Annotated in this window: 21 protein-coding genes and 2 pseudogenes; 3 read left to right on the top strand and 20 right to left on the bottom strand. The window is 49.0% G+C overall.

Annotated features, from left to right (window positions below; all coding sequences use genetic code 11):
- A partial coding sequence (locus AC3ZFK_RS07360; RefSeq protein WP_489433764.1) for an aminotransferase class V-fold PLP-dependent enzyme occupies window positions 1-749 on the top strand: 749 nt, incomplete at its 5' end.
- A gap of 140 nt (window positions 750-889) precedes the next feature.
- Here AC3ZFK_RS07360 and AC3ZFK_RS07355 read toward each other — a convergent pair.
- The 14 genes and pseudogenes from AC3ZFK_RS07355 to AC3ZFK_RS07290 all read right to left on the bottom strand — a co-directional run bounded on the left by AC3ZFK_RS07355 (window position 890) and on the right by AC3ZFK_RS07290 (window position 11,702).
- Complete coding sequence (locus AC3ZFK_RS07355) at window positions 890-1,660, bottom strand: TatD family hydrolase (RefSeq protein WP_487507199.1); 771 nt, start codon at window positions 1,658-1,660, stop codon at window positions 890-892.
- Window positions 1,657-2,601 (bottom strand): DNA polymerase III subunit delta', encoded by a 945-nt coding sequence (locus AC3ZFK_RS07350; protein ID WP_487507200.1) that lies wholly within the window; start codon window positions 2,599-2,601, stop codon window positions 1,657-1,659. Before AC3ZFK_RS07350 ends, AC3ZFK_RS07355 begins: the two co-directional genes overlap by 4 nt.
- Window positions 2,598-3,233 (bottom strand): dTMP kinase, encoded by a 636-nt coding sequence (gene tmk / locus AC3ZFK_RS07345; RefSeq protein WP_487507201.1) that lies wholly within the window; start codon window positions 3,231-3,233, stop codon window positions 2,598-2,600. Before tmk ends, AC3ZFK_RS07350 begins: the two co-directional genes overlap by 4 nt.
- A 7-nt stretch (window positions 3,234-3,240) precedes the next feature.
- Window positions 3,241-3,351, bottom strand: a pseudogene (locus tag AC3ZFK_RS07340) (type II toxin-antitoxin system RelE/ParE family toxin); the annotation flags it as partial.
- 5 nt (window positions 3,352-3,356) lie between these two features.
- Window positions 3,357-4,178 carry an aminodeoxychorismate lyase gene (pabC, locus tag AC3ZFK_RS07335; RefSeq protein ID WP_487507202.1) on the bottom strand — a complete coding sequence of 274 codons (822 nt, stop codon included), beginning with the start codon at window positions 4,176-4,178 and terminating at the stop codon, window positions 3,357-3,359.
- Window positions 4,178-5,491, bottom strand: coding sequence for an aminodeoxychorismate synthase component I (locus AC3ZFK_RS07330; protein ID WP_487507203.1), 1,314 nt, complete (start codon window positions 5,489-5,491; stop codon window positions 4,178-4,180). Before AC3ZFK_RS07330 ends, pabC begins: the two co-directional genes overlap by 1 nt.
- A complete protein-coding gene (fabF, locus tag AC3ZFK_RS07325) occupies window positions 5,488-6,732 on the bottom strand; it encodes a beta-ketoacyl-ACP synthase II (RefSeq protein WP_487507205.1) in 1,245 nt (414 codons plus the stop codon). The genes AC3ZFK_RS07330 and fabF overlap by 4 nt, the downstream gene beginning before the upstream one ends.
- A gap of 92 nt (window positions 6,733-6,824) precedes the next feature.
- Window positions 6,825-7,061 carry an acyl carrier protein gene (gene acpP / locus AC3ZFK_RS07320; protein ID WP_487507206.1) on the bottom strand — a complete coding sequence of 79 codons (237 nt, stop codon included), beginning with the start codon at window positions 7,059-7,061 and terminating at the stop codon, window positions 6,825-6,827.
- A 97-nt stretch (window positions 7,062-7,158) separates the two neighbouring features.
- Window positions 7,159-7,899 (bottom strand): 3-oxoacyl-ACP reductase FabG, encoded by a 741-nt coding sequence (gene fabG / locus AC3ZFK_RS07315; protein ID WP_487507207.1) that lies wholly within the window; start codon window positions 7,897-7,899, stop codon window positions 7,159-7,161.
- Window positions 7,896-8,843, bottom strand: coding sequence for an ACP S-malonyltransferase (gene fabD, locus AC3ZFK_RS07310; protein ID WP_487507218.1), 948 nt, complete (start codon window positions 8,841-8,843; stop codon window positions 7,896-7,898). The genes fabG and fabD overlap by 4 nt, the downstream gene beginning before the upstream one ends.
- 6 nt (window positions 8,844-8,849) lie before the next feature.
- On the bottom strand, window positions 8,850-9,806 hold the full coding sequence (locus AC3ZFK_RS07305) for a beta-ketoacyl-ACP synthase III (protein WP_487507208.1): 957 nt from the start codon (window positions 9,804-9,806) through the stop codon (window positions 8,850-8,852).
- Window positions 9,803-10,822, bottom strand: a complete 1,020-nt coding sequence (gene plsX / locus AC3ZFK_RS07300; RefSeq protein ID WP_487507219.1) for a phosphate acyltransferase PlsX — start codon at window positions 10,820-10,822, stop codon at window positions 9,803-9,805. The genes AC3ZFK_RS07305 and plsX overlap by 4 nt, the downstream gene beginning before the upstream one ends.
- 76 nt (window positions 10,823-10,898) lie before the next feature.
- Window positions 10,899-11,081 (bottom strand): 50S ribosomal protein L32, encoded by a 183-nt coding sequence (gene rpmF / locus AC3ZFK_RS07295; protein ID WP_487507209.1) that lies wholly within the window; start codon window positions 11,079-11,081, stop codon window positions 10,899-10,901.
- Between the two features lie 111 nt (window positions 11,082-11,192).
- Window positions 11,193-11,702: a YceD family protein gene (locus tag AC3ZFK_RS07290; protein ID WP_487507210.1), complete on the bottom strand. Its 510-nt coding sequence runs from the start codon at window positions 11,700-11,702 to the stop codon at window positions 11,193-11,195.
- A gap of 54 nt (window positions 11,703-11,756) precedes the next feature.
- Here AC3ZFK_RS07290 and AC3ZFK_RS07285 point away from each other — a divergent pair, with 54 nt between their 5' ends.
- The gene (locus AC3ZFK_RS07285) at window positions 11,757-12,341 is read left to right on the top strand and encodes a Maf family protein (RefSeq protein WP_487507211.1); all 585 of its coding nucleotides are present in this window, start codon (window positions 11,757-11,759) and stop codon (window positions 12,339-12,341) included.
- Here AC3ZFK_RS07285 and AC3ZFK_RS07280 read toward each other — a convergent pair.
- Together AC3ZFK_RS07280 and rluC are read right to left on the bottom strand one after the other, a co-directional pair.
- Window positions 12,292-12,984, bottom strand: a complete 693-nt coding sequence (locus tag AC3ZFK_RS07280) for an HAD-IA family hydrolase (protein ID WP_487507212.1) — start codon at window positions 12,982-12,984, stop codon at window positions 12,292-12,294. The genes AC3ZFK_RS07285 and AC3ZFK_RS07280 overlap by 50 nt on opposite strands.
- Window positions 12,969-13,934, bottom strand: coding sequence for a 23S rRNA pseudouridine(955/2504/2580) synthase RluC (gene rluC / locus AC3ZFK_RS07275; protein ID WP_487507213.1), 966 nt, complete (start codon window positions 13,932-13,934; stop codon window positions 12,969-12,971). Before rluC ends, AC3ZFK_RS07280 begins: the two co-directional genes overlap by 16 nt.
- A gap of 752 nt (window positions 13,935-14,686) precedes the next feature.
- Here rluC and AC3ZFK_RS07270 point away from each other — a divergent pair.
- Window positions 14,687-16,150 (top strand): annotated as a pseudogene (locus AC3ZFK_RS07270) (Rne/Rng family ribonuclease); the annotation flags it as partial.
- Window positions 16,151-17,126: 976 nt separating this feature from the next.
- On the opposite strand, the gene AC3ZFK_RS07265 reads toward AC3ZFK_RS07270, so the two are convergent.
- The 4 genes from AC3ZFK_RS07265 to modA are packed head-to-tail and all read right to left on the bottom strand — an operon-like array spanning window position 17,127 to window position 20,190.
- Window positions 17,127-17,624: a low molecular weight protein-tyrosine-phosphatase gene (locus tag AC3ZFK_RS07265; RefSeq protein ID WP_487507215.1), complete on the bottom strand. Its 498-nt coding sequence runs from the start codon at window positions 17,622-17,624 to the stop codon at window positions 17,127-17,129.
- Between the two features lie 51 nt (window positions 17,625-17,675).
- A complete protein-coding gene (gene modC, locus AC3ZFK_RS07260) occupies window positions 17,676-18,743 on the bottom strand; it encodes a molybdenum ABC transporter ATP-binding protein (protein WP_487507216.1) in 1,068 nt (355 codons plus the stop codon).
- Window positions 18,743-19,429 (bottom strand): molybdate ABC transporter permease subunit, encoded by a 687-nt coding sequence (gene modB / locus AC3ZFK_RS07255; RefSeq protein WP_487507217.1) that lies wholly within the window; start codon window positions 19,427-19,429, stop codon window positions 18,743-18,745. Before modB ends, modC begins: the two co-directional genes overlap by 1 nt.
- The gene (modA, locus tag AC3ZFK_RS07250; RefSeq protein ID WP_487507220.1) at window positions 19,429-20,190 is read right to left on the bottom strand and encodes a molybdate ABC transporter substrate-binding protein; all 762 of its coding nucleotides are present in this window, start codon (window positions 20,188-20,190) and stop codon (window positions 19,429-19,431) included. Before modA ends, modB begins: the two co-directional genes overlap by 1 nt.
- Window positions 20,191-20,252 lie beyond the last annotated feature (62 nt).

The following is a 20,252-nucleotide window of genomic DNA, read 5'->3' as shown; positions in this document are numbered from 1 at the left end:
CGGTTGATAGCAATACACGTCTGATCTCCATCAGCTCGGTACAGTTTGGAACCGGCCTGAGGATGGATCTGGAACGGATTGGCGCATTCTGCAAAAAACGTGGGATTCTCTTCTGTGTTGATGCAATTCAGAGCCTGGGGGCTGTTCGGATGGACGGAGCCGCCATTCAGGCCGACTTTATTGTAGCCGATGGCCATAAGTGGATGATGGCACCAGAGGGCTGTGCCCTGTTCTATAGCTCACCAGAGGCGCGTGACCGTCTGCAGCTTCGGCAATATGGGTGGCACATGCGTGAGACACTTTATGATTTTGATACAGATTCAGATGCGCTCTCAAACTGTGAGCAGCCAGGTTGTTGCAGTGATATTCCCGACTGGACCATTGCGAAAGGTGCACGTCGTTTTGAGCCTGGAAGCCCCAACATGTTGGGCATTCACGGGCTGGAGGCATCGCTCTCCATGATTGAGGAGATTGGCATGGAGCAGATAGAGAAGCTGGTGCTGGAACGCTCCAGGTTTCTTGTTGATGCTATTCAGGCCCACCCAAAATTGGAGCTAATTACTCCGGTCGACCCCGAACGACATGCAGGCATTATCACCTTTTCAGTCGGAGAAAGTAGTTTAGAAGTTACGCATAACAGACTGACTGAAAAAGGAATTCAATGTGCGGTACGCTCTGGTGGAATTCGCTTTTCACCCCATTTCTACACATCAATAAGACAGCTTGAGAAGGCAATAAAATTACTCTGATAGTTATGAAATCATTCGCTTAACTCAGGCACAGTTGTTTACAAACTCTAATAGATCGCCCATGGCTAGATTACCTGATTGATTTTGCAGTTGTTTTAACCAACCTAACCACTTTTGGAAAGATCTTTGGTGAGGTTACATTAGAGACGAAAGAGTCGTTGAAAATTCTCTGTAGTGATCCGATCCACCTCCTCTATACTCCAGCCGCGCAGCTCTGCCACCTTCTCTGCCACCTGACGTACATAGGCAGGCTGGTTGGGTTTTCCCCGATATGGAACTGGGGCTAGATATGGTGAATCAGTCTCTATCAGCAGCCGATCCTGCGGTACCTGTTTCACCACCTCACGCAACTTTGCCGCACTGTTGAAGGTGATGATCCCGGAGAAAGAGACGTAAAACCCAAGATCAAGCGCCTGGCTAGCCATCTCCCAATTTTCTGTAAAGCAGTGCATCACCCCGCCGCACTGCTCCACCCCCTCCTCCCGCATGATGCGAATGGTATCCTCCCGTGCCTCACGGGTGTGGATGATTAGCGGCTTGTTGCACTCTTTGGCAGCACTGATATGGGTTCTGAAGCGGTTACGCTGCTGCTCCAGCTTCTCTGCATCTGTTACATAGTGGTAGTCGAGCCCGGTCTCGCCGATTGCCACCACCTTTAAATTCTCTGCGCGCTGCAGCAGATCATCCAGGGTTGGCTCAGCCATCTCCATCTCATTTGGGTGGACACCAACTGATGCATAAATCCTGTTGTCTGAGTTTGCGATGCGCAAAACCTCATCAAAGTTCTCAAGATCGATACAGACATTAAGAAAGCCATCGACCCCCTCTTCTGCAGCACGATCCAGAGAGTCATCAAGAGTCTCTCCTTGCGGGATTTTGAGCCGGTCAAGGTGGCAGTGGGAGTCGATCATCGAAAACGGCTCCACTCCAGCAGCAATCCATCGAACAGAAGCTCCTTGTTGATGGGGGTAGTTGAGAGGGCGATCGCCTCTATAATTTTGTCATGAAACAGGAATAGTTTTCGTTGGTCAATCTGCCGCAGCGTCTGACTGATCAGGGATAGTGGCTCCCTCCCCCTGATTGCTGCAACCAGCCACTGCTGCATCCATCGCAGGGTAGTTGTTGGATTATGCTTGCTCCAGCGATATGCAACCTTGATTGGATTTGCTCTTCCCTGAAGCAGATCCAGAAGCTCACGCCCCATCTCATTATAGTGTTCAAGATTGTCGCTATCGGAAAGTGCAAGCGCCCTCAGCGGTGCACCTTCTGCCAGCCCAAGCACAACATCAACTTCTACTTGATCATCTAGCTGCCCTCTTAACCAGGATGTCGCATCCTCTGCTGACGGCTGAGGAAATGCCACTTGTTGACAGCGACTACGTATAGTCGGCAATAGTTTGGCAGGGTTATGGGTGACAAGCATAATAACCGTATCCCCAGATGGCTCTTCCAGAGTTTTCAGGAGACTGTTTGCAGAACTGCGATTCATTGACTCCGCCGGATTTAATACAACTACCTTACGTGCAGATATTTGTGGAGTATATGAGAGCTCCTCAACCATTGACCTAACCAGACCTACTGCTAAAACACTTTTGCCATCTTCTGGCTCAAGATAGCTAAAATCGGGGTGGGTCTCAGCCTCATATAGGTTACATGATGGACAGCTACCACAAGCCTCGCCAGTTTTATCAGGTTGACTACACAACAGGCTCTTGGCTAAAAATCGTGAAAATATATCTTTACCAGTACCCTCCGGGCCATACAGCAACAGAGCATGAGGCATACGCTTTTGACTAATCCTCTGTTGAAATCCTGTCCAGATATCATGTTGCCATGGGAGAATAGTGTTCATGCTCTCTGTTCCTGGATAAATGGGATCAAGTGGCCATCAATCTCTTGCTGCACATCCTCTAACGGCATGGATGTGTTGACCACCCTGAAGCGCTCAGGAAACATCCTGGCCCGATCCAGATAACTATCTCTTACCCGATGAAAGAAGGCGATCTCCTCCTTCTCGAAACGGTCCAGAGCTCCTCTCCTGCCTGCACGCTCCAGCCCGATCTCCGGCTCAATATCGAGTAGCAGGGTCAGGTCGGGCTGTAGCCCTTTCTGTACCCACTGTTCCAGTGCAGTAATACGTTCGGTTGGAATCCCCCTGCCACCACCCTGATAGGCGTGGCTGGCATCGGTAAAGCGGTCGCAGAGCACCCACTTGCCTGCATCCAGTGCTGGCTGGATCACCTGAGTCAGATGCTCTGCACGGGCGGCAAACATCAGCATAAGCTCAGCATCCTGCGACATACCGGTGTGGCGATGATCGAGCAGCAGTTCGCGCACCTCCTCACCCAGCGGGGTGCCACCTGGCTCTCTGGTCTGCACTACCTCAACTCCGTACTCCTCCAGACGGGCTCGAACATGGTTTATGTTGGTGGTTTTACCAACCCCCTCGGAGCCCTCAACGGTGATGAATTTTCCTCTATTCATAGGGAAACTATTCTAGCCAATCTTCATGACCATGTCTGATTCTAATTATGAAAACATTGCCATCATCACTAATGGTATAAATGGTGATATGAGACTGAATTGGGTGGATACGAACAGGAGACCTTAGAAATATTTGTCAACATCAATAAATCTTGTAAGGTGTGTAACTATCGGATCTAAAACTGAAAACTGTTTATCTCCAATCTGCCGTACTGGCCAGACATGGATAAGGCTGTTGCTGCAGAAGGCCTCCTCCATCTCACTTAGTTCACTAAGGTGGATGGGACGAACTGTTACTGAAATACCATCCTGTTGGAGCTGCTCAATCAGCATCTCTCTCATCACCCCGGCAACCCCACACCTAGTCAGCTCTGGGGTTATGACCTCTCCACCCCTCACGAAGAAGATGTTGCTCATGGTCCCCTCAACTATATGGTCTTCACCATTTACCATTAAACCCTCGGCAATATCCGGATCACTCCACTCGCCTCTGGCCATAACCTGCTCCAGTCTGTTCAGGTGTTTTATGCCAGCCAGTAGTGGATTTGATCCCAGCCTGGTTTCACATAGATGGAGTCTGACACCGCTCTTGTAATATTCCGCCGGGTATTCAGGCCATGGAGAGAGGGCGAGAATTCGTGTTGGTGCCGGGCTCTCTGGCGGGCGATATCCCCTCCCCCCACTGCCACGGGTAATAGTAATTTTCAGCACAGAACGAGATGAACCATCACTGCCGACAAGCTGTTCTGCCTCGGCTAGAAATAGCTCCTCTGGCGGCAGAGGAATAGATAATTTTTCTGCACCCCGTTGTAGACGTGCCATATGGCGCCCCCAAAACTCCAGCTTACCGTCAACAACCGCAATAGTCTCAAACAGCCCGTCTCCATACTGAAGTCCACGATCTGTGGCACTGATCTGCTCCGTCTCAACCCCATTCACCAGCATCACGGCTCAACCCCCAGCGCCATCAGCATCCCCCTGGCCTTTGCCCTGGTCTCCTCCAGCTCTCTCTGTGGAATTGAGTCATGGACAATACCGGCACCGGCACGCAGGGAGAGAGTGTTCCCCTCCTGGGTGATGGTACGTATCAGAATATTCAGATCCATATCACCATTATGGTTGAGGTAGCCGAAACTCCCTGTATAGGCACCACGTGGCTCCGGCTCCAGCTCATCGATAATCTCCATACAGCGCACCTTGGGACATCCGGTAATAGTACCACCCGGAAATAGCGCACGAATAACATCACCGGGGGTAATGCCATCTCGTAGCTCTCCGCCAATATTGGATACGATATGGTGGACGTGAGCATAGCTCTCCAGCACCATAAGCTCATCCACTTTGATGGTTCCCGGTTGGCAGACACGCCCCAGATCGTTACGCTCCAGGTCAATCAGCATAATGTGTTCTGCCTGCTCCTTGGGGTGTGCCAACAGCCTCTCGGATAGCTTTTCGTCCTCACCCAACTCTCTACTACGTGGATGGGTACCTGCGATTGGTCTGGTTTCGGCAACTCCATTGGTGACCTTGATAAGTCTCTCAGGAGATGAACTGATAACTGCCATGTCATCCTGTAGAGCCAGACCTGCAAATGGAGCTGGATTGCTCTCCCTTAGCCTCTGGTAGATCTGGTATGGCTCTACCGATTCAGAGAGCTCTCCTTGCCACTTGCGAGAGAGATTTACCTGAAAGACATCACCCTCGACGATATAGTGTTTTATCCTCTCAACACCATCAAGAAACTTGCCGGGTGACTCTTCACTGATTGTGGCAGGCACGATTTTTGCCGCCGGATGGTGCAGTGGCTTCAGGTTTGAGAGATCCTCCTGCATGAGTTTGACTCTCTCTGTCAGCTCACCATCCTCATCCACAAAATGGATACGCCCAGTGGAGTGCTCCTGGAGAATGGCTGCCGGTATGTGTGTAGCGTAGGCTTGAGAGGATGGGGATGTGTTTCCACTGGATGTTGCGCATCTTGACAGTACCGGCTCAATCTCGTGGGCCAGTTCATAGTCCAGAAACAGAAACCACCCACCTCGAAAAGGGAGCTCACTATCTGCTCCATTATCAAACCTGCAGCGCGCCCTTGCCCATGCTCTGTCCAGCGCCGCAAGAAACCCTTCATCTTCTACTCTTATGATCTCTTCTGGAAAGGCAAAGAGAATATCCCACTGTGCACCACTGCCGGATGCAGCACTCTCAAGCAGATATGGGTAGCGCTCCGGATTTACCGCATGCAGCGCAAGCAGGTCAATCACATCTTTTTCAGGATGACGGTTCCGTTGGTTCCACCAAAGCCAAACGAGTTGGACATTGCAATATCAATCTTCATCTCACGCGCGGTATTGGCAACATAATCAAGATCACACTCCGGATCCTGGTTAAAGATGTTGATGGTGGGTGGAGAGACCTGATCCCTGAGTGCCAGAATAGAGAAGATAGCCTCAATACCGCCAGCCGCACCCAACAGGTGTCCTGTCATGGATTTAGTGGAGTTGATCGCAACCTTGTAGGCGTGATCACCAAATGACTTTTTCACCGCTGAGGTCTCTGCAAGATCACCTGCCGGAGTGGAGGTGCCATGTGCGTTTATGTAATCAATATCTTCGGGGTTAATGCCAGCATCTGCCAGTGCGCTATCCATGCAGCGCGATGCCCCTTCACCGCCAGGTGATGGTGAGGTCATGTGATAGGCATCACCACTCATCCCAAAGCCGGTCACCTCAGCATAGATGTTGGCACCACGCGCCCTGGCATGCTCATACTCTTCAAGCACCAGTACACCGGCACCATCACCCAGCACAAAACCATCACGGTCTACATCCCATGGACGGCTGGCTGTTTGTGGATCATCATTACGAGAGGAGAGCGCCTTGGCCTGGGCAAACCCACTCAGCCCAACTGGACAGGTGGCATTCTCGGCACCACCTGTAATCATCACATCTGCATCACCATAGATAATCATCCGCGCAGCATCACCAATGCTATGGGTCGCAGAGCTACATGCGGTAACAATGGCGGTATTTGGCCCCTTGGCTCCAATCATGATGGAGAGGTTGCCGGAGACCATGTTGATGATATTGGAGGGGACAAAAAATGGGGAGACCTTTCTGGGGCCACCATTTACCAGAGAATCCCTGCCCTTCTCGATACCTGGCAGCCCACCGATACCGGATCCTACAGAGACACCAATACGGGGGGCATTCTCATCCGTAATCTCCAGGCCGGAGTCACGAAATGCCTGAACCCCGGCAGCAATACCATAATGGATAAATGTATCCATCTTGCGTAGATCTTTCCTGGTCAGGTACTCCAGTGGGTCAAAATCATCCTTGATTGAACAGGAAAATGTAACCGGAAATTCAGTGGCATCAAAATGTGGTACAGGACCTGCCCCGCTGACTCCAGCGAGAATATTCTTCCAGCTATCTTCTACCGTATTTCCAACTGGAGAGACCATCCCCATACCGGTTACCACAACACGTCTGTCGCCCTTCATCTCGTTTCCTTATCAATTCAAAAACCAAAAAGCCGCACTTCCTGTATGAAATGCGGCTTTCATCATAAAACGATATCTTTGATATTCAGATATTAGCCGTTTGCCTTGTTGATGTAATCAATCGCAAGCTGAACGGTAGTAATCTTCTCAGCCTCGTCATCAGGAATCTCACAACCAAACTCCTCTTCCAGTGCCATCACCAGCTCAACTGTATCCAGAGAGTCTGCTCCAAGATCATCTACAAAAGATGACTCATTAGTGATCTCACCCTCATCTACACCCAGTTGCTCTGCAACAATTTTGGTAACCTGTGCTTGAATATCGCTCATTGTAATCCTCTACGATTTGTTATTTATGGAAAAACTGCGGACAATTTTACCACCATCACCTCTATTTGCCATAAAAAAATAGCAACAAGAAAAATAGTTACATATACATCCCGCCATTCACATGTAGTGTCTGGCCTGTAATATAAGAAGCCTCTTCTGAAGCTAGAAAACCTACTGCATTGGCTATATCTTCCGGCTGTCCCAGAGATCCTAACGGAATCTGGGTTTTAAGAGCATCCTTCTGTTCCTCAGGAAGTGCCTTGGTCATGTCAGTATCAATAAAGCCTGGTGCAACCGTATTTACAGTAACCCCACGTGAAGCAACCTCACGAGCCAGCGCCTTGCTGAACCCCATCACCCCGGCTTTTGCGGCCGCATAATTGGACTGTCCAGGATTACCCATGGCACCTACAACAGATGTGATACTTATGATGCGTCCGCTACGGGCCTTCATCATTCCCCGCAGACAGGCCTTGGATACACGATAAATTGAGGTCAGATTAGTATCCATAATGGCACTCCACTCCTCTTCCTTCATCCTCATCAACAGATTGTCGCGGGTAATTCCTGCGTTATTAACCAACAAGGTAACCGCGCCCTGTTCATCAGCTATGCGCTTGATGATTGCTGTAACTGCATCTCCATCAGTTACATTAAGGTTCATCCCCTCACCTTGCATGCCGGCCTCACTCATATAGGCAGAGATTTTTTCAGCACCACTATCCGAGGTGGCGGTTCCAACCACATATGCACCCATCTTGCCTAGCTTGAGCGCAATTGATTGACCAATCCCGCGACTGGCTCCAGTTACCAGTGCAACCTGTCCTTCCAGACTCATGACTCTTCTCCATTGACTGTGTTGATAGCTGCCTCAAGACTAGCGTTATCGAAAACTGCCATAGCTTTCATCCCTCTCTCAATCCTCTTGTTCAGGCCGGCCAACACTTTGCCTGGACCACACTCAACAAGCATATCAACATCCTCACCGTGCATCTTCCGAACAGTCTCAACCCAACGCACAGGATTGTAAAGCTGGCGAGTTAATGCTTCACGAATAGAGTCCGGCTCTATCTCTGCACTAACATCAACATTGTTGATAACGGGAATCTCTGGTGAATTGATCATCACAGGTTCCATTGCTACGGCAAATTTCTCTGCTGCCTCACGCATAAGTGAGGAGTGTGAAGGGACACTTACAGGAAGAGGAAGCGCACGTTTTGCGCCTGCCTCTTTTGCTGCCTCAATGGCACGCTCTACTGCATCCGCACTACCGGCAATTACCACCTGCCCGGGCGAGTTGAAATTTACCGGCTCAACTACACCGCCATCTGCCGCATCACTACAGACCGCACGAACCTGATCATCTTCCAGACCCAGAATAGCTGCCATTGCCCCCTCTCCTTCAGGAACAGCCTCCTGCATTAGACGCCCGCGCTCTGCTACCAGTTTAATGGCGTCACCAAAGTGAAGAGCACCAGCAGCAACCAGTGCAGAATACTCACCCAGGCTATGGCCTGCCATAATAGATGGCGCGATACCTGCCTGTTGGTTCCACACCCTCCAGGTTGCAACTCCAGCAGCCAGCATTGCAGGCTGCGTATTGGTAGTCTGGTTAAGTGCCTCCTTTGGCCCCTCCTGCACCAACTTCCAGAGATCCATGCCCAGTTGATCAGAGGCCTCACCAAAGGTTTCACCTACAACAGCATGGCTCTCGGCAAGTTCTGCAAGCATGCTCACAGATTGTGAGCCCTGACCAGGAAAAACAAACGCAAGTTTCATTATTAACTCCTATAGACGAGCGAGGACAGAGCCCCAGGTAAATCCGCCTCCAAAGGCCTCCATCAGCACAGTCTGCCCCTTCTTTATCTTTCCACTCCGTACCCCCTCATTAAGTGCCAACGGCACTGATGCGGCCGAGGTGTTGCCATGATTCTGTACAGTAAGAATCACATTATCCATGGACATCTTGAGTTTTTTGGCAGTAGCGGCAATTATTCGCACATTGGCCTGATGAGGCACCAGCCAATCAATCTCCTCTTTCTTCATCTGGTTGGCATCCAGAGTCTCATCGACTATACGCCCAAGCGTATTGACAGCCATTTTGAATACCTCATTACCCTTCATCTCAATATATGGCTCACCATCATATCCAGATGATATCCCACCAGGAACATGTAGCAGCTCCTCATACTTTCCATCTGCATGAATATGGGTAGATAGAATTCCGGGCTCCTCAGAAGCCTTCAGCACTACGGCTCCAGAACCATCACCAAACAGAATTGCTGTTCCTCGATCCTCCCAATTTACAATTCTGGAGAGAGTCTCGGCACCAACAACCAGAGCACATTTTGCGGAACCGGCACGGATGAAATTATCCGCAACCGAGAGCGCATAAACAAACCCCGTACATACCGCCTGCACATCAAATGCCGGAGAGCCGTGAATATCCAGACGTTGCTGTAACAGACATGCGGTACTGGGGAAAATCTTGTCTGGTGTTGTAGTTGCAACAATTATCAGATCAATATCGTTGGGATCAATGCCCGCGGCCTCAATTGCCTGACGCGATGACTGTTCTGCTAGATCACAGGTAGTCTCGTTTTCTGCAGCAATATGACGGGTTTTAATTCCAGTGCGAGCCACAATCCACTCATCGGACGTGTCCATCATTTTTTCAAGATCTGCATTGGTTCTGACCGCCTCGGGAAGATAACCACCAGTACCTACAATTCTTGAATAACTCACTCTTTACCCTCTACCAATGTACGATGCAGATGCGCATCAATCTTCTGTGGAACAGCATGTTCAACCTCGGCAACTGCAACATTGATTGCATTACTAAAACCCATAACATCAGTACCACCATGACTTTTTACCACAATACCACGCAGACCCAAAAGACTGGCACCATTATAGTTGCGTGGCTCTATGCGGCTACGAAATGCCCTCATTACAGGCATGGCAATCAATCCGGAAATTCTGGTCAGCAGATTTTTACTAAACTCTGTCTTGATGAAGTGGCTGACCATATGAGCCAACCCCTCACTTGCCTTAAGGGCGATATTCCCAACAAAACCATCACAGACCACAACATCAACCGTCCCTTTGTAGATATCATCACCCTCTACAAAGCCATAATAGTTAAGATCACTGTTCGACAGAATCTCGGCAGCCTGTTTTACCGTCTCATTACCCTTGATCTCCTCCTCGCCAATATTCAGCAGACCAATTGATGGATTGGGCTTGTCCGCAACCGCAGTCACCAGCTCCGCCCCCATTACCGCAAACTGAAACAGGCTCTCAGGAGTTGCGTCCACATTGGCGCCAAGATCCAGCATATAACTGGTGCCGCGAACAGTGGGTAGTGCAGCAGAGATTGCGGGACGGTCAATCCCGGGCAACATCTTGAGGACAAACCGTGAGGTTGCCATCAGTGCGCCTGTATTTCCTGCACTTACGCACGCGCCTGCATCACCATCTTTTACAAAATTGAGCGCAACACGCATGGATGAGTCTTTTTTCTTACGCAGAGCACTGGATGGAGATTCATCCATCTCCACGGTCTGGGATGCATGTTGGATCTTGATCCGGCTCTTTAGAGCTGAATCAGCCTGCTCCAGATGTGTCGAAATTTCATCCTGATTACCGACCAGAATCAGGCGCAGAGAGCGGTTTTTTTTGAGCGCATGGATAGCGGCCGGAACTGTAACATCCAGACCGTAGTCACCACCCATGGCGTCAATTGAGATGATGCTCGTCACGAACTGATTGTGGTTACGGCCATCAAGATCCGTCCCCACACCTCATCACAATGAATGGTAAACACGCCAGATAAAATTAATCTTCTGCGCTATCCTGAATCACTTTGCGACCACGATAGTAGCCGTCAGGAGTTATGTGGTGACGCAGGTGAGTCTCTCCTGTCTCTGAATCAACAGAGAGTGATGGGCTTGTCAGCGCATCATGAGAACGACGCATGCCACGTCTTGAACGAGTCTTCTTGTTTTTTTGTACAGCCATTGGATCTCTCCCAACATTAAATACAGAATAAAAAAAGCAGCCGCTCAATCGAACAGCCACCAATATTGGCGCGAATTATAATTGAATTTGTACTGTTTTGCCCAGTTTTTGTCACCTCTTCAACTGTTCCAGTATCTGGAAAGGATTTCTCTTTTTCTCCTCCTCAATTACATTGGAATCCTGAAGATAACGGGATGCACTACACTCATCTATGGGATGAGTCACCACAACAGGAACTGCCAATATCAACTCATCCTCAATAAAAGCGAGAAGAGAAAAATTCTTGTCATCAACCAAGAGTGGCTCATAACTCTCTGGCAGTGAAGAGAAGTCATCCTCATTGCGAACAAGGCCCATCACGAAGCTAGAGCTTATTGGGGTACTCATCGGTTCCATACAGCGCTGGCACGGTAGCTGAACATCTGCAGAGACCACCCCTTCAAGATAGATGACAGCTGCTTCATCAACCCCAAAAACAACCTTGATATCCACACTGCCACTTTTATCAAGCAGAAGCTCAGTGACACGCTCAAAATTATCGAGAGGCAGTGTCTGCTCAATGGTTCTGCCGGATAGAGCCAGCGCAAAAGGGTCAACATATTCCGGAAAGTGGTCTGTCATGAGAACAGAATAATACCCAAATTCCCAGATAGAAACATGGGATAATGTGTAACCATGCTTCCTCTTCCACTAATACTTGGCTCTAGCTCTCCTTTCAGAAAAGAGCTGCTATCCCGACTGCAACTCCCTTTTGAGACCTTTTCACCGGATATTGATGAGAGCCATATAGATGGGGAGTCCCCAGAACAGTTAGTGGAACGTCTCTCTATCGAAAAGGCTACAGAGGTTGCACACCACTTCCCTGCTCATCTGATTATCGGGTCAGATCAGGTTGCTCTGAATGGCACTGAGATACTGGGAAAACCAGGAAGTTTTGAGAATGCATTTCAACAGCTGGCCGCGGCATCAGGAAAGAGCGTACATTTTCTTACCGGAGTTACACTACTAAACTCTGAAAGCGGAAAGAGTCAAACTGAGGTAGTGCCATTTACAGTCCATTTTCGTGAGCTTGATGACAACATGATTAAACGTTATCTGCATGCGGAAGAGCCGTACAACTGTGCCGGAAGCTTTAAGTCCGAGGGGCTTGGCATCAGCCTGTTTAAGCGTCTTGAGGGAGATGATCCAAGTGCTCTGATGGGGCTTCCTCTTATTCGTCTGGTACGGATGCTTGAGCAGCAAGGGGCAACAGTTCCCTGACCAACTTGATGGAATCAACACAGGCTATTGGGTTGTGGCTCTGTAACCTCTCTGCAGAGTGGACCCCATAACAGACCCCAACCGATGCAATTCCAGCCCGTTTTGCCATCAGCAAATCATATTCACTATCACCCACCATAATAGCCGCTTCTGGATTAATCTGGAGCTCATCAAGAATCTCGTGGATCATCTGCGGATGTGGCTTGGAACAGGTCTCGTCTGCACAGCGGGTTGAGTGAAAAATTTCGTCAAGTTCGGTATCTTTCAAAACCAGATCAAGCCCTCGACGACTTTTTCCGGTCGCAACCGCAAGTAACACACCCTCATGTCGCAACTCATTTAATAGCGACTCAACTCCAGGAAAAAGATTATCTCTTCCCTGTGCAGTACCAAAAAAGTGTCTCCTGTAACCATCTGATACCTCTTGGGCAAATGACTCATCTGTTCCCGGATATAGAGTAGTAACAGCCTCATTAAGCCCCAACCCGATAATGTTGCTGATCTCCTCATGAGAACGTGGCTCAAGATCCATGTCACGAATTGCCCCCTCCATACAACGGACAATCACATCCACTGAATCCATCAAGGTTCCATCCCAGTCAAAAATGACCAGCTCAACAGGCGCACTCAGAATTGGCGGCATGACTCATCCTCTTGAATACGTTTCAGTAAAGCAGACAGTTCCGGCGGAAGCGGGGCCTCCATCCTCATGGTTGTTCCACTGTCAGGATGAGGGAAAACCAGTTGATCTGCATGGAGAAACAACCGCCCCAAACCAAGTTTACTCATCTGTTTATTGAACTCCTGATCACCATACCGATCATCACCGGCCAGAGGGTGGTCAATATGTGCGCCATGAACACGAATCTGATGTGTGCGCCCAGTCACAATCTCCACCTCAACCAGAGTCGCAGATTGGCAGGAGATTTGGGGGCGAAAATGGCTCTCTGCGCTTTTGCCGTCAGGATCAACAAGTACCATCCTCTCTCCTGAACGCAGCACGTTTTTTCTCAGTGGCGCCAAGACAGTCTTCGATTTGCGCATCTTCCCTGCAACCAGAGCCAGGTAGCGTTTCTCCATCCCGTGTTTACGAATGAGATCATGAAGAAAACGGAGTGCACGTCTCTTTTTGGCAATCAACAACACCCCTGATGTTGCACGATCAAGACGATGTACCAACTCATAATTAACAGCCTCTGTTCGTAACGCACGAAGCGCTTCAATCACGCCATACCTGATGCCGCTTCCACCATGTACTGCCAGACCAGATGGTTTATTCAAAACCAGCAACAGGTCATCCTCATAGATTATTGCTTTCTCGATCCACTCAACTGATGATTTCGCTGGAGGAGTATTACCTTCAGAGATTCGCACGGGCGGGATTCTCAAGAGATCCCCCTCCTGCAGCCGATAAGTTGGTTTTACCCTTTTTTTATTAACCCTGACCTCACCCTTTCTAAGAATTCGGTAAATCCTGCTTTTGGGCACACCTTTCAGTTGTGACAACAGAAAATTATCGACGCGCTGTCCAGCCTTCTCACTATTGATCTCGAGATAACTCACCTGTTGCCGATTTTGTTCACTGGATTGCATGGGGATATTTTACCCGAATCCTCATTTAGAAATCGGATATAGAGAGCTACTCACTGTTTTCAAGATCCCAACTTTCGTTGGGGATGATGGTGCAAGCAAGATATTTGGTCATATATTAGAATTGCTGGTGTGGGTTTTAATCGATTGCGGCACAGTAGATTCACTGGTATAGTCGCGAGTTACATCGCTCGCCAATTAGGGAGCCTCTGATGATTAAGTAGATGATTAAGTCATCCTCGCGTAGGCGGTAATGACGAGATTTAGACTTAATCAGAAGTTCCTTAGCAAAGCTAAATAGCTTTGGAAAACCAAACGCATAGAGAGCTTATGAAAAGCTCATGCCTAGAGAGCGCTGTAAGTGAAAGAATTTATGGGCACACACTGCTACCTGGCAGGGTGATTGAGAATAGAAAAACTGAGCCCGAAAGATATATGTGATGAAGATAGACTAGAACGAGATGTTTTGAGAATCATCTTCAGCAGAGGAATTTATTACTGACCTGATACTTGCTGACAACAGCACATCGGGTCAAGAATGTAGATGCAGAGCGTATCTGCCTATTTGGTATAAAAGACAATAACTAGATGTTTTACAACACAAAACAATAAGTTGTTTACCAATGCAATTGAGAGCCAGGCTCTCAATTTGCCAATATTCCCTGTCTGATCTGTTCTCCTCGGCCTGAGTCCTTTGGATTCCGTCGACGCAATCGTTGCGTCACTTTCGGAACACAAACACTGAGAACTGTAGAATGAAAAGAATTTTAATGAATGCAACCCAGGAAGAGGAGTTGCGTGTAGCGTTGGTGGATGGCCAATATCTTTACGACCTGGATATCGAGAGCGCCGCCTACGAAAAGAAAAAAGGCAATCTCTACAAAGGAAAAATTACCCGCGTCGAACCTAGTCTGGAAGCGGCCTTTGTAAATTATGGCTGCGAACGTCACGGCTTTCTCCCCTTCAAGGAGATCTCCCGCAACTACTTTAAAGATGGTGCATTTGATGGTGGAGGACGCCCAAATATTGCAGATTCGGTAAGTGAGGGACAAGAGGTAATTGTCCAGATCGAAAAGGAGGAACGGGGTAATAAAGGGGCTGCTCTAACAACCTTTGTCAGTATGGCTGGACGATATCTGGTCTATATGCCAAACAACCCACGTGCCGGAGGCATCTCTCGCAGAATCGAGGGCAAGGATCGTCAGGAACTCCGTACGGCAATGCGCGACATGAATATCCCCAAGGGGTCAGGGGCAATTATTCGTACCGCAGGTGTCGGCAAAACCACTGAAGACCTGCAGTGGGACCTAGATTACCAACATAAAATCTGGAGTAGTATCGAGACTGCAGCAGAAAAACCTGCCCCCTTCCTGATTTATCGTGAAAGTGACATTGTGGTACGGGTTATCCGGGATTATCTACGTGATGATATCGGCGAGATCCTGATCGATAATGAAGACACCTATCAGATTGCTCATGAATTCATGTCTCGTGTTATGCCTCATAACCTGAGAAAACTGAAGCAGTATAAGGAGGAGACCCCAATCTTTACCCGCTTCCAGATTGAGAGCCAGCTGGAATCTGCTTTCCGGCGCGAGGTGAGACTCCCCTCTGGCGGCTCTATCGTAATCGATCCTACCGAGGCGCTGATCTCTATTGATATCAACTCGGCAAGAGCCACCAAGGGTAGCAATATTGAGGAGACAGCTCTTAACGCAAACCTTGAGGCGGCAGACGAGATAGCACGCCAACTGCGTATCAGAGATAGCGGTGGCCTTGTTGTAATCGACTTTATCGACATGCATGCAGGTAAGAATCAGCGTGCTGTTGAAAACCGTCTACGTGATGCGCTACAGCAAGATCGCGCACGTGTTCAGGTTGGCAAAATCTCGCGCTTTGGGTTACTGGAGATGTCTCGACAGCGCCTGCGCCCATCTCTCGGAGAGTCTGCACATAACGTATGCCCACGTTGCAGTGGTCAGGGCACCATTCGTGGCACTCAGTCAATCGCGCTGTCTGTACTACGTCTGATTCAGGAAGAGGCTCTCAAGGAGGGTTCTGGACAGGTCACCGCACAACTCCCCATACCGGTAGCAACCTACCTGCTTAATGAAAAACGAGATATTGTCACCGAGATTGAGAAACGTTGCGCAGTATCAGTGATGTTGATTCCAAACCAGTCACTGGATACCCCCCATTACAGCATCGAACGTTCCAGAAAAAGTCCAGACAGTCAGGAACAGAAGCAGCCACCAAGTTACCAACGTGTGGAGAAAAAAGAGAGCAGTGAGGATGATGTTATTCAGGAGACCTCCTCGGTGAAACGTGACAAACCTGCAGTTAGTGAGGTCATGCCTAGTGCACCTGCGCCCAAGATAGTTAAGAAGGAGCCTGCTTCAAAGAGACAAGAGAAAAGTAGTACATCATCCCCCTCCTGGATTAAAAAGATCATCACCTCTCTGTTTGGAGGCAGTAAAAAGAAAAAAGAGGAAGAGGAAAAGAAAAAGAGAGCAGCTAACCAACGCAACCGTAATCGTGGGCGTGGAAGAAATAGACAGGGCGACAATCGCAGTGGTGGAGGTGGTCGTCACCCCTCACGTCGCGGCCAGGGAAACAAAAACCGTTCTCAGCAGCGTGGAAACCGTCAAGGGCAGAAAGGCGGTGGTCAAGGCCGAAGTCAGGGGGGGAGTCAGAATCAGGGGAAACAGCAGGGCCAAGAGCAGAAGCAGAAACAGGAGCAGGGGCAGCAGAACCAGGATCAAAACAAGAGTCAGGGTCAGGGCCAGACAACAACAAGCAACAGTCGCAGCAGAATAGTCCAAAAGATAGCACCAAGGATAGCAACAAGGATAGCAACGGCCAGAAGAGAAGACGTTCACGCTCCGGCGGCAATCGTGGCAGGCAACAACAGAAAACAAACCCTAACGCCGGTCACACAACAAAACAGTGCTCCCACCCCAAAAGAGTCACCAAAGCAGGCTGTTCCTCAGCAAAAACCTGTAGAAAACCGACAACCGGACAAATCTTCAGCTCCTGCTCAAACCAACAGCCAGAAGCCTGCTAACAACAACCCAAAGCCAGTTGAAACAGCAGTAAAAAAAGAGCCCGCAGTCAAAGCCACCACCTCAACTGAGCAAGGATAAAAAAAACGGGCTCCTTTTACGGAGCCCGTTTTTTATCTGTCCATGGATGTTTTCAGGGTAGTTTGTAAATCTCTCTGAGATGACTTATGAGTCCACGAGAGGCGTCCTCCACCATATCAAATACCTGCTCAAACCCATTGGGGCCACCATAATATGGATCCGGCACCTCGCTGGTACGCCAGTGGTCTGGGGCAAACTCCATAAACAGCCGTAATTTCTCTGCCGTGGCCGAACTTGTGTAGGACTCGAGAATGGCATAGTTATCACGATCCATAGCCAAAACCAGGTCAAAGCGGTCAAAATCACGCTCTTTTGCCTTGCGTGCTCGCAGATCACTCATATCCAGGCCTCTGTGTAGAGCAGTTGACTGGGCTCTCTCGTCTGGTGGATGTCCAACATGATATGAGTGAGTGCCTGCTGAATCGATCTCGATTCTGTCACTCAACCCCTCGTCCTCAACCATTTTACGAAATACACCATGTGCCGTTGGTGATCTGCAGATGTTCCCCATACAGACAAACAGTACTGATATTTTTTCTTTATTTTTCATATAGCTAATATATAAACATAAATTAATTTATTAAGTAAATTTGTTGTCCTGCTACGATAACAGAGCCACACTCTTGACCTGGGCGTAGATGGTTTTACCTTGCTCAAGCTCAAGAATATCAGCTGACTTTCTGGTAATACGAGAAAGCATTGGGACTCCTCCAGCCATCAACCTCACCATCACCTGTGCACTACCCTCAAGTGTCAACTCTGCAACCGTCACTGGAAAAATATTGAGAATACTGGTGTCCGACTGATGCTCCCTGGTTAGACTCACATCTCTTGCAGCAACCCTCAGACGAACTGGATTACCAACTGGCAATGAACGGTGAGCAACTGTAAAGCGCCCCCCAGGAAAATCTATATAGGTCAGATCAAATTTGTCATCATGTCCTGCAACCCTGGCTTGAATCAATGACGCAGCATCATCACCATGCGCCATTGGAAGATCTGACCTGGTCAATATATCACCAATGGCCCCACTCCCCTTTACTTCACCATCCTCAAGCAAAATCAGGTGATCTGCCAGGCGTGCAACTTCATCCGGTGAGTGGCTGACATAGATAACAGGAATATCAAGCTCGTCATGCAGTGACTCAAGATAAGGCATGATCTCCCTTTTGCGCTGCATATCCAGTGCCGACAGAGGTTCATCCATCAACAAAATCTTTGGACTAACTGCCAACGCTCTGGCAATAGCCACCCGCTGGCGTTCGCCACCTGAAAGCTGTGTTGTCTTGCGCTCAAGCAGTGGCGTTATATCCAACAACTCAATTGCGCGATCTAACAAAACCTTTCGTTCCGCAACAGGAACACGGCTAATGCCATATTCCAGATTACCCTGCACACTCAGATGCGCAAACAGACTTGCCTCCTGAAAGACGTACCCTACTGGACGCTGATGAGGCGGGACAAAGCTGTGGTCATCCTGCCATATCGAACCATCAACCTTGAGAACTCCCTTGCTATTTTTTTCCAGGCCAGCAATTACTCGTAACAGCGTAGTCTTGCCACATCCGGATGGGCCAAAGATCGCAGTGATCCCTCTGCCAGGTATAGTCATATCCGTATCAAGGACAAACCCACCTCTCTCCATCCTTAATTTGCACTCAATTGTCATTAATCTACCTGCCTCATTAACGAGAAACGACGATTGAAGGTATAAATTGCAACCAGCATCAGGAATGAGAGCAGCAACAATCCACCAGAGAGCAGGTGTGCATGACCATACTCAAGCGCCTCAACATGGTCATAAATGGCAATAGAGAGCACCTGGGTCTCCCCCGGTATGTTGCCACCAATCATCAACACCACCCCGAACTCTCCTACTGTATGGGCAAATCCGAGCACTGCAGCAGTCAGGAATCCAGAGCGGGCCAGAGGCATGGCTACAGTAAAGAAACGGTCCAACGGAGATGCTCTCAAGGTTGCTGCTACCTCCATTGGACGTGAGCCTATTGCACTGAATGCATTCTGCAAGGGCTGTACAACGAATGGCATTGAGTAGATAACTGAACCCACCACAAGCCCTGCAAATGTAAACGCCAGTGGCTGACCACCAAGCCACTCCATTGCTTCGCCAATAGGGCCATGTGGTCCCAGGGCAATCAACAGATAGAACCCAAGCACCGTAGGCGGCAACACCAGAGGGAGCGCAATGATCGCCTCTAGTACCGCCTTAAGTCTCCATTGCGTGTGTGCCATCCACCAGGCAAGTGGTGTTCCCAGCAGGAGAAGGATAAGCGTACTGATTCCCGCCAGCTTCAGGGTAACAACAAGAGCAGATAGATCATATTCATTAAGCATCAAGGTATACCGTACCCAAATCCACGAATAATCTCCAGAGCCTCATCACTTTTCACATAATCAAGAAAAGAGCGTGCAGGATCATTATCATCCAACAACACCGCCTGTTGCTCAATAGAAGAGTAGAGCGGTTGCGGCACCTCCCAGAATGACCCCTTGATGGGTTGGCCTGGCCGCTTTATCTGTGAGTAGGAGACAAACCCAAGTTCAGCATTCCCGCTACTGACAAACTGAAAGGTCTGGCCAATATTTTCGCCACGAACCATCCTGCCCCTTAAGCTACTCCACACTCCACGCCCCTGAAGCACCTCGCGTGCTGCCCGCCCATATGGGGCAAGCCTGGGATTTGCAACAGCAAGGTAACGAAAACCACCATCTGTAATCACTCTACCATGAGGGTCGATATAATCGGCAGCAGGACTCCAGAGAACAAGTTTGCCCAGAGCATAGGTGAAGCGGCTCCCAGCATCTATGAACCCCTCCTCTTCGAGCAACCTCGCCCTTCTAACATCTGCAGCAAAGAAGAGATTAAATGGGGCGCCATTTATGATCTGGGCATAGTGTTTTCCTGTAGAGCCTGAAATAACACTCACCTTATGACCAGTGTTGTTTTCAAACCCCTTTGCAACCTCTCTTATCGTGTCGGCAAAGTTACTGGCAACTGCAACCCTAATCTCATCTGCTAATACCAGCCTGGAAGAGAGCAGCAACCACAATGTGATAACTGCCAAAACAGGAGCTTTTATAGTGAATTTATTCATAAGAATAATGGCGGAGAAGGAGGGATTCGAACCCTCGATGGAGCTATTAACCCCATACTCCC

It is taken from the genome of Candidatus Thiopontia autotrophica (assembly GCF_982804495.1).
This window is presented reverse-complemented; position numbering and strand designations above follow the sequence as displayed.

What these genes read in the sequence shown, in the direction of transcription:
- AC3ZFK_RS07355 (WP_487507199.1), bottom strand. Translation starts at nt 1,660, where the DNA reads ATGATCGACTCCCACTGCCACCTTGACCGGCTCAAAATCCCGCAAGGA.
- AC3ZFK_RS07350 (WP_487507200.1), bottom strand. Translation starts at nt 2,601, where the DNA reads ATGAACACTATTCTCCCATGGCAACATGATATCTGGACAGGATTTCAA.
- tmk (WP_487507201.1), bottom strand. Translation starts at nt 3,233, where the DNA reads ATGAATAGAGGAAAATTCATCACCGTTGAGGGCTCCGAGGGGGTTGGT.
- pabC (WP_487507202.1), bottom strand. Translation starts at nt 4,178, where the DNA reads ATGCTGGTGAATGGGGTTGAGACGGAGCAGATCAGTGCCACAGATCGT.
- fabF (WP_487507205.1), bottom strand. Translation starts at nt 6,732, where the DNA reads ATGAAGGGCGACAGACGTGTTGTGGTAACCGGTATGGGGATGGTCTCT.
- acpP (WP_487507206.1), bottom strand. Translation starts at nt 7,061, where the DNA reads ATGAGCGATATTCAAGCACAGGTTACCAAAATTGTTGCAGAGCAACTG.
- fabG (WP_487507207.1), bottom strand. Translation starts at nt 7,899, where the DNA reads ATGAGTCTGGAAGGACAGGTTGCACTGGTAACTGGAGCCAGTCGCGGG.
- rpmF (WP_487507209.1), bottom strand. Translation starts at nt 11,081, where the DNA reads ATGGCTGTACAAAAAAACAAGAAGACTCGTTCAAGACGTGGCATGCGT.
- AC3ZFK_RS07290 (WP_487507210.1), bottom strand. Translation starts at nt 11,702, where the DNA reads ATGACAGACCACTTTCCGGAATATGTTGACCCTTTTGCGCTGGCTCTA.
- AC3ZFK_RS07285 (WP_487507211.1), top strand. Translation starts at nt 11,757, where the DNA reads ATGCTTCCTCTTCCACTAATACTTGGCTCTAGCTCTCCTTTCAGAAAA.
- AC3ZFK_RS07280 (WP_487507212.1), bottom strand. Translation starts at nt 12,984, where the DNA reads ATGCCGCCAATTCTGAGTGCGCCTGTTGAGCTGGTCATTTTTGACTGG.
- rluC (WP_487507213.1), bottom strand. Translation starts at nt 13,934, where the DNA reads ATGCAATCCAGTGAACAAAATCGGCAACAGGTGAGTTATCTCGAGATC.
- AC3ZFK_RS07265 (WP_487507215.1), bottom strand. Translation starts at nt 17,624, where the DNA reads ATGAAAAATAAAGAAAAAATATCAGTACTGTTTGTCTGTATGGGGAAC.
- modC (WP_487507216.1), bottom strand. Translation starts at nt 18,743, where the DNA reads ATGACAATTGAGTGCAAATTAAGGATGGAGAGAGGTGGGTTTGTCCTT.
- modB (WP_487507217.1), bottom strand. Translation starts at nt 19,429, where the DNA reads ATGCTTAATGAATATGATCTATCTGCTCTTGTTGTTACCCTGAAGCTG.
- modA (WP_487507220.1), bottom strand. Translation starts at nt 20,190, where the DNA reads ATGAATAAATTCACTATAAAAGCTCCTGTTTTGGCAGTTATCACATTG.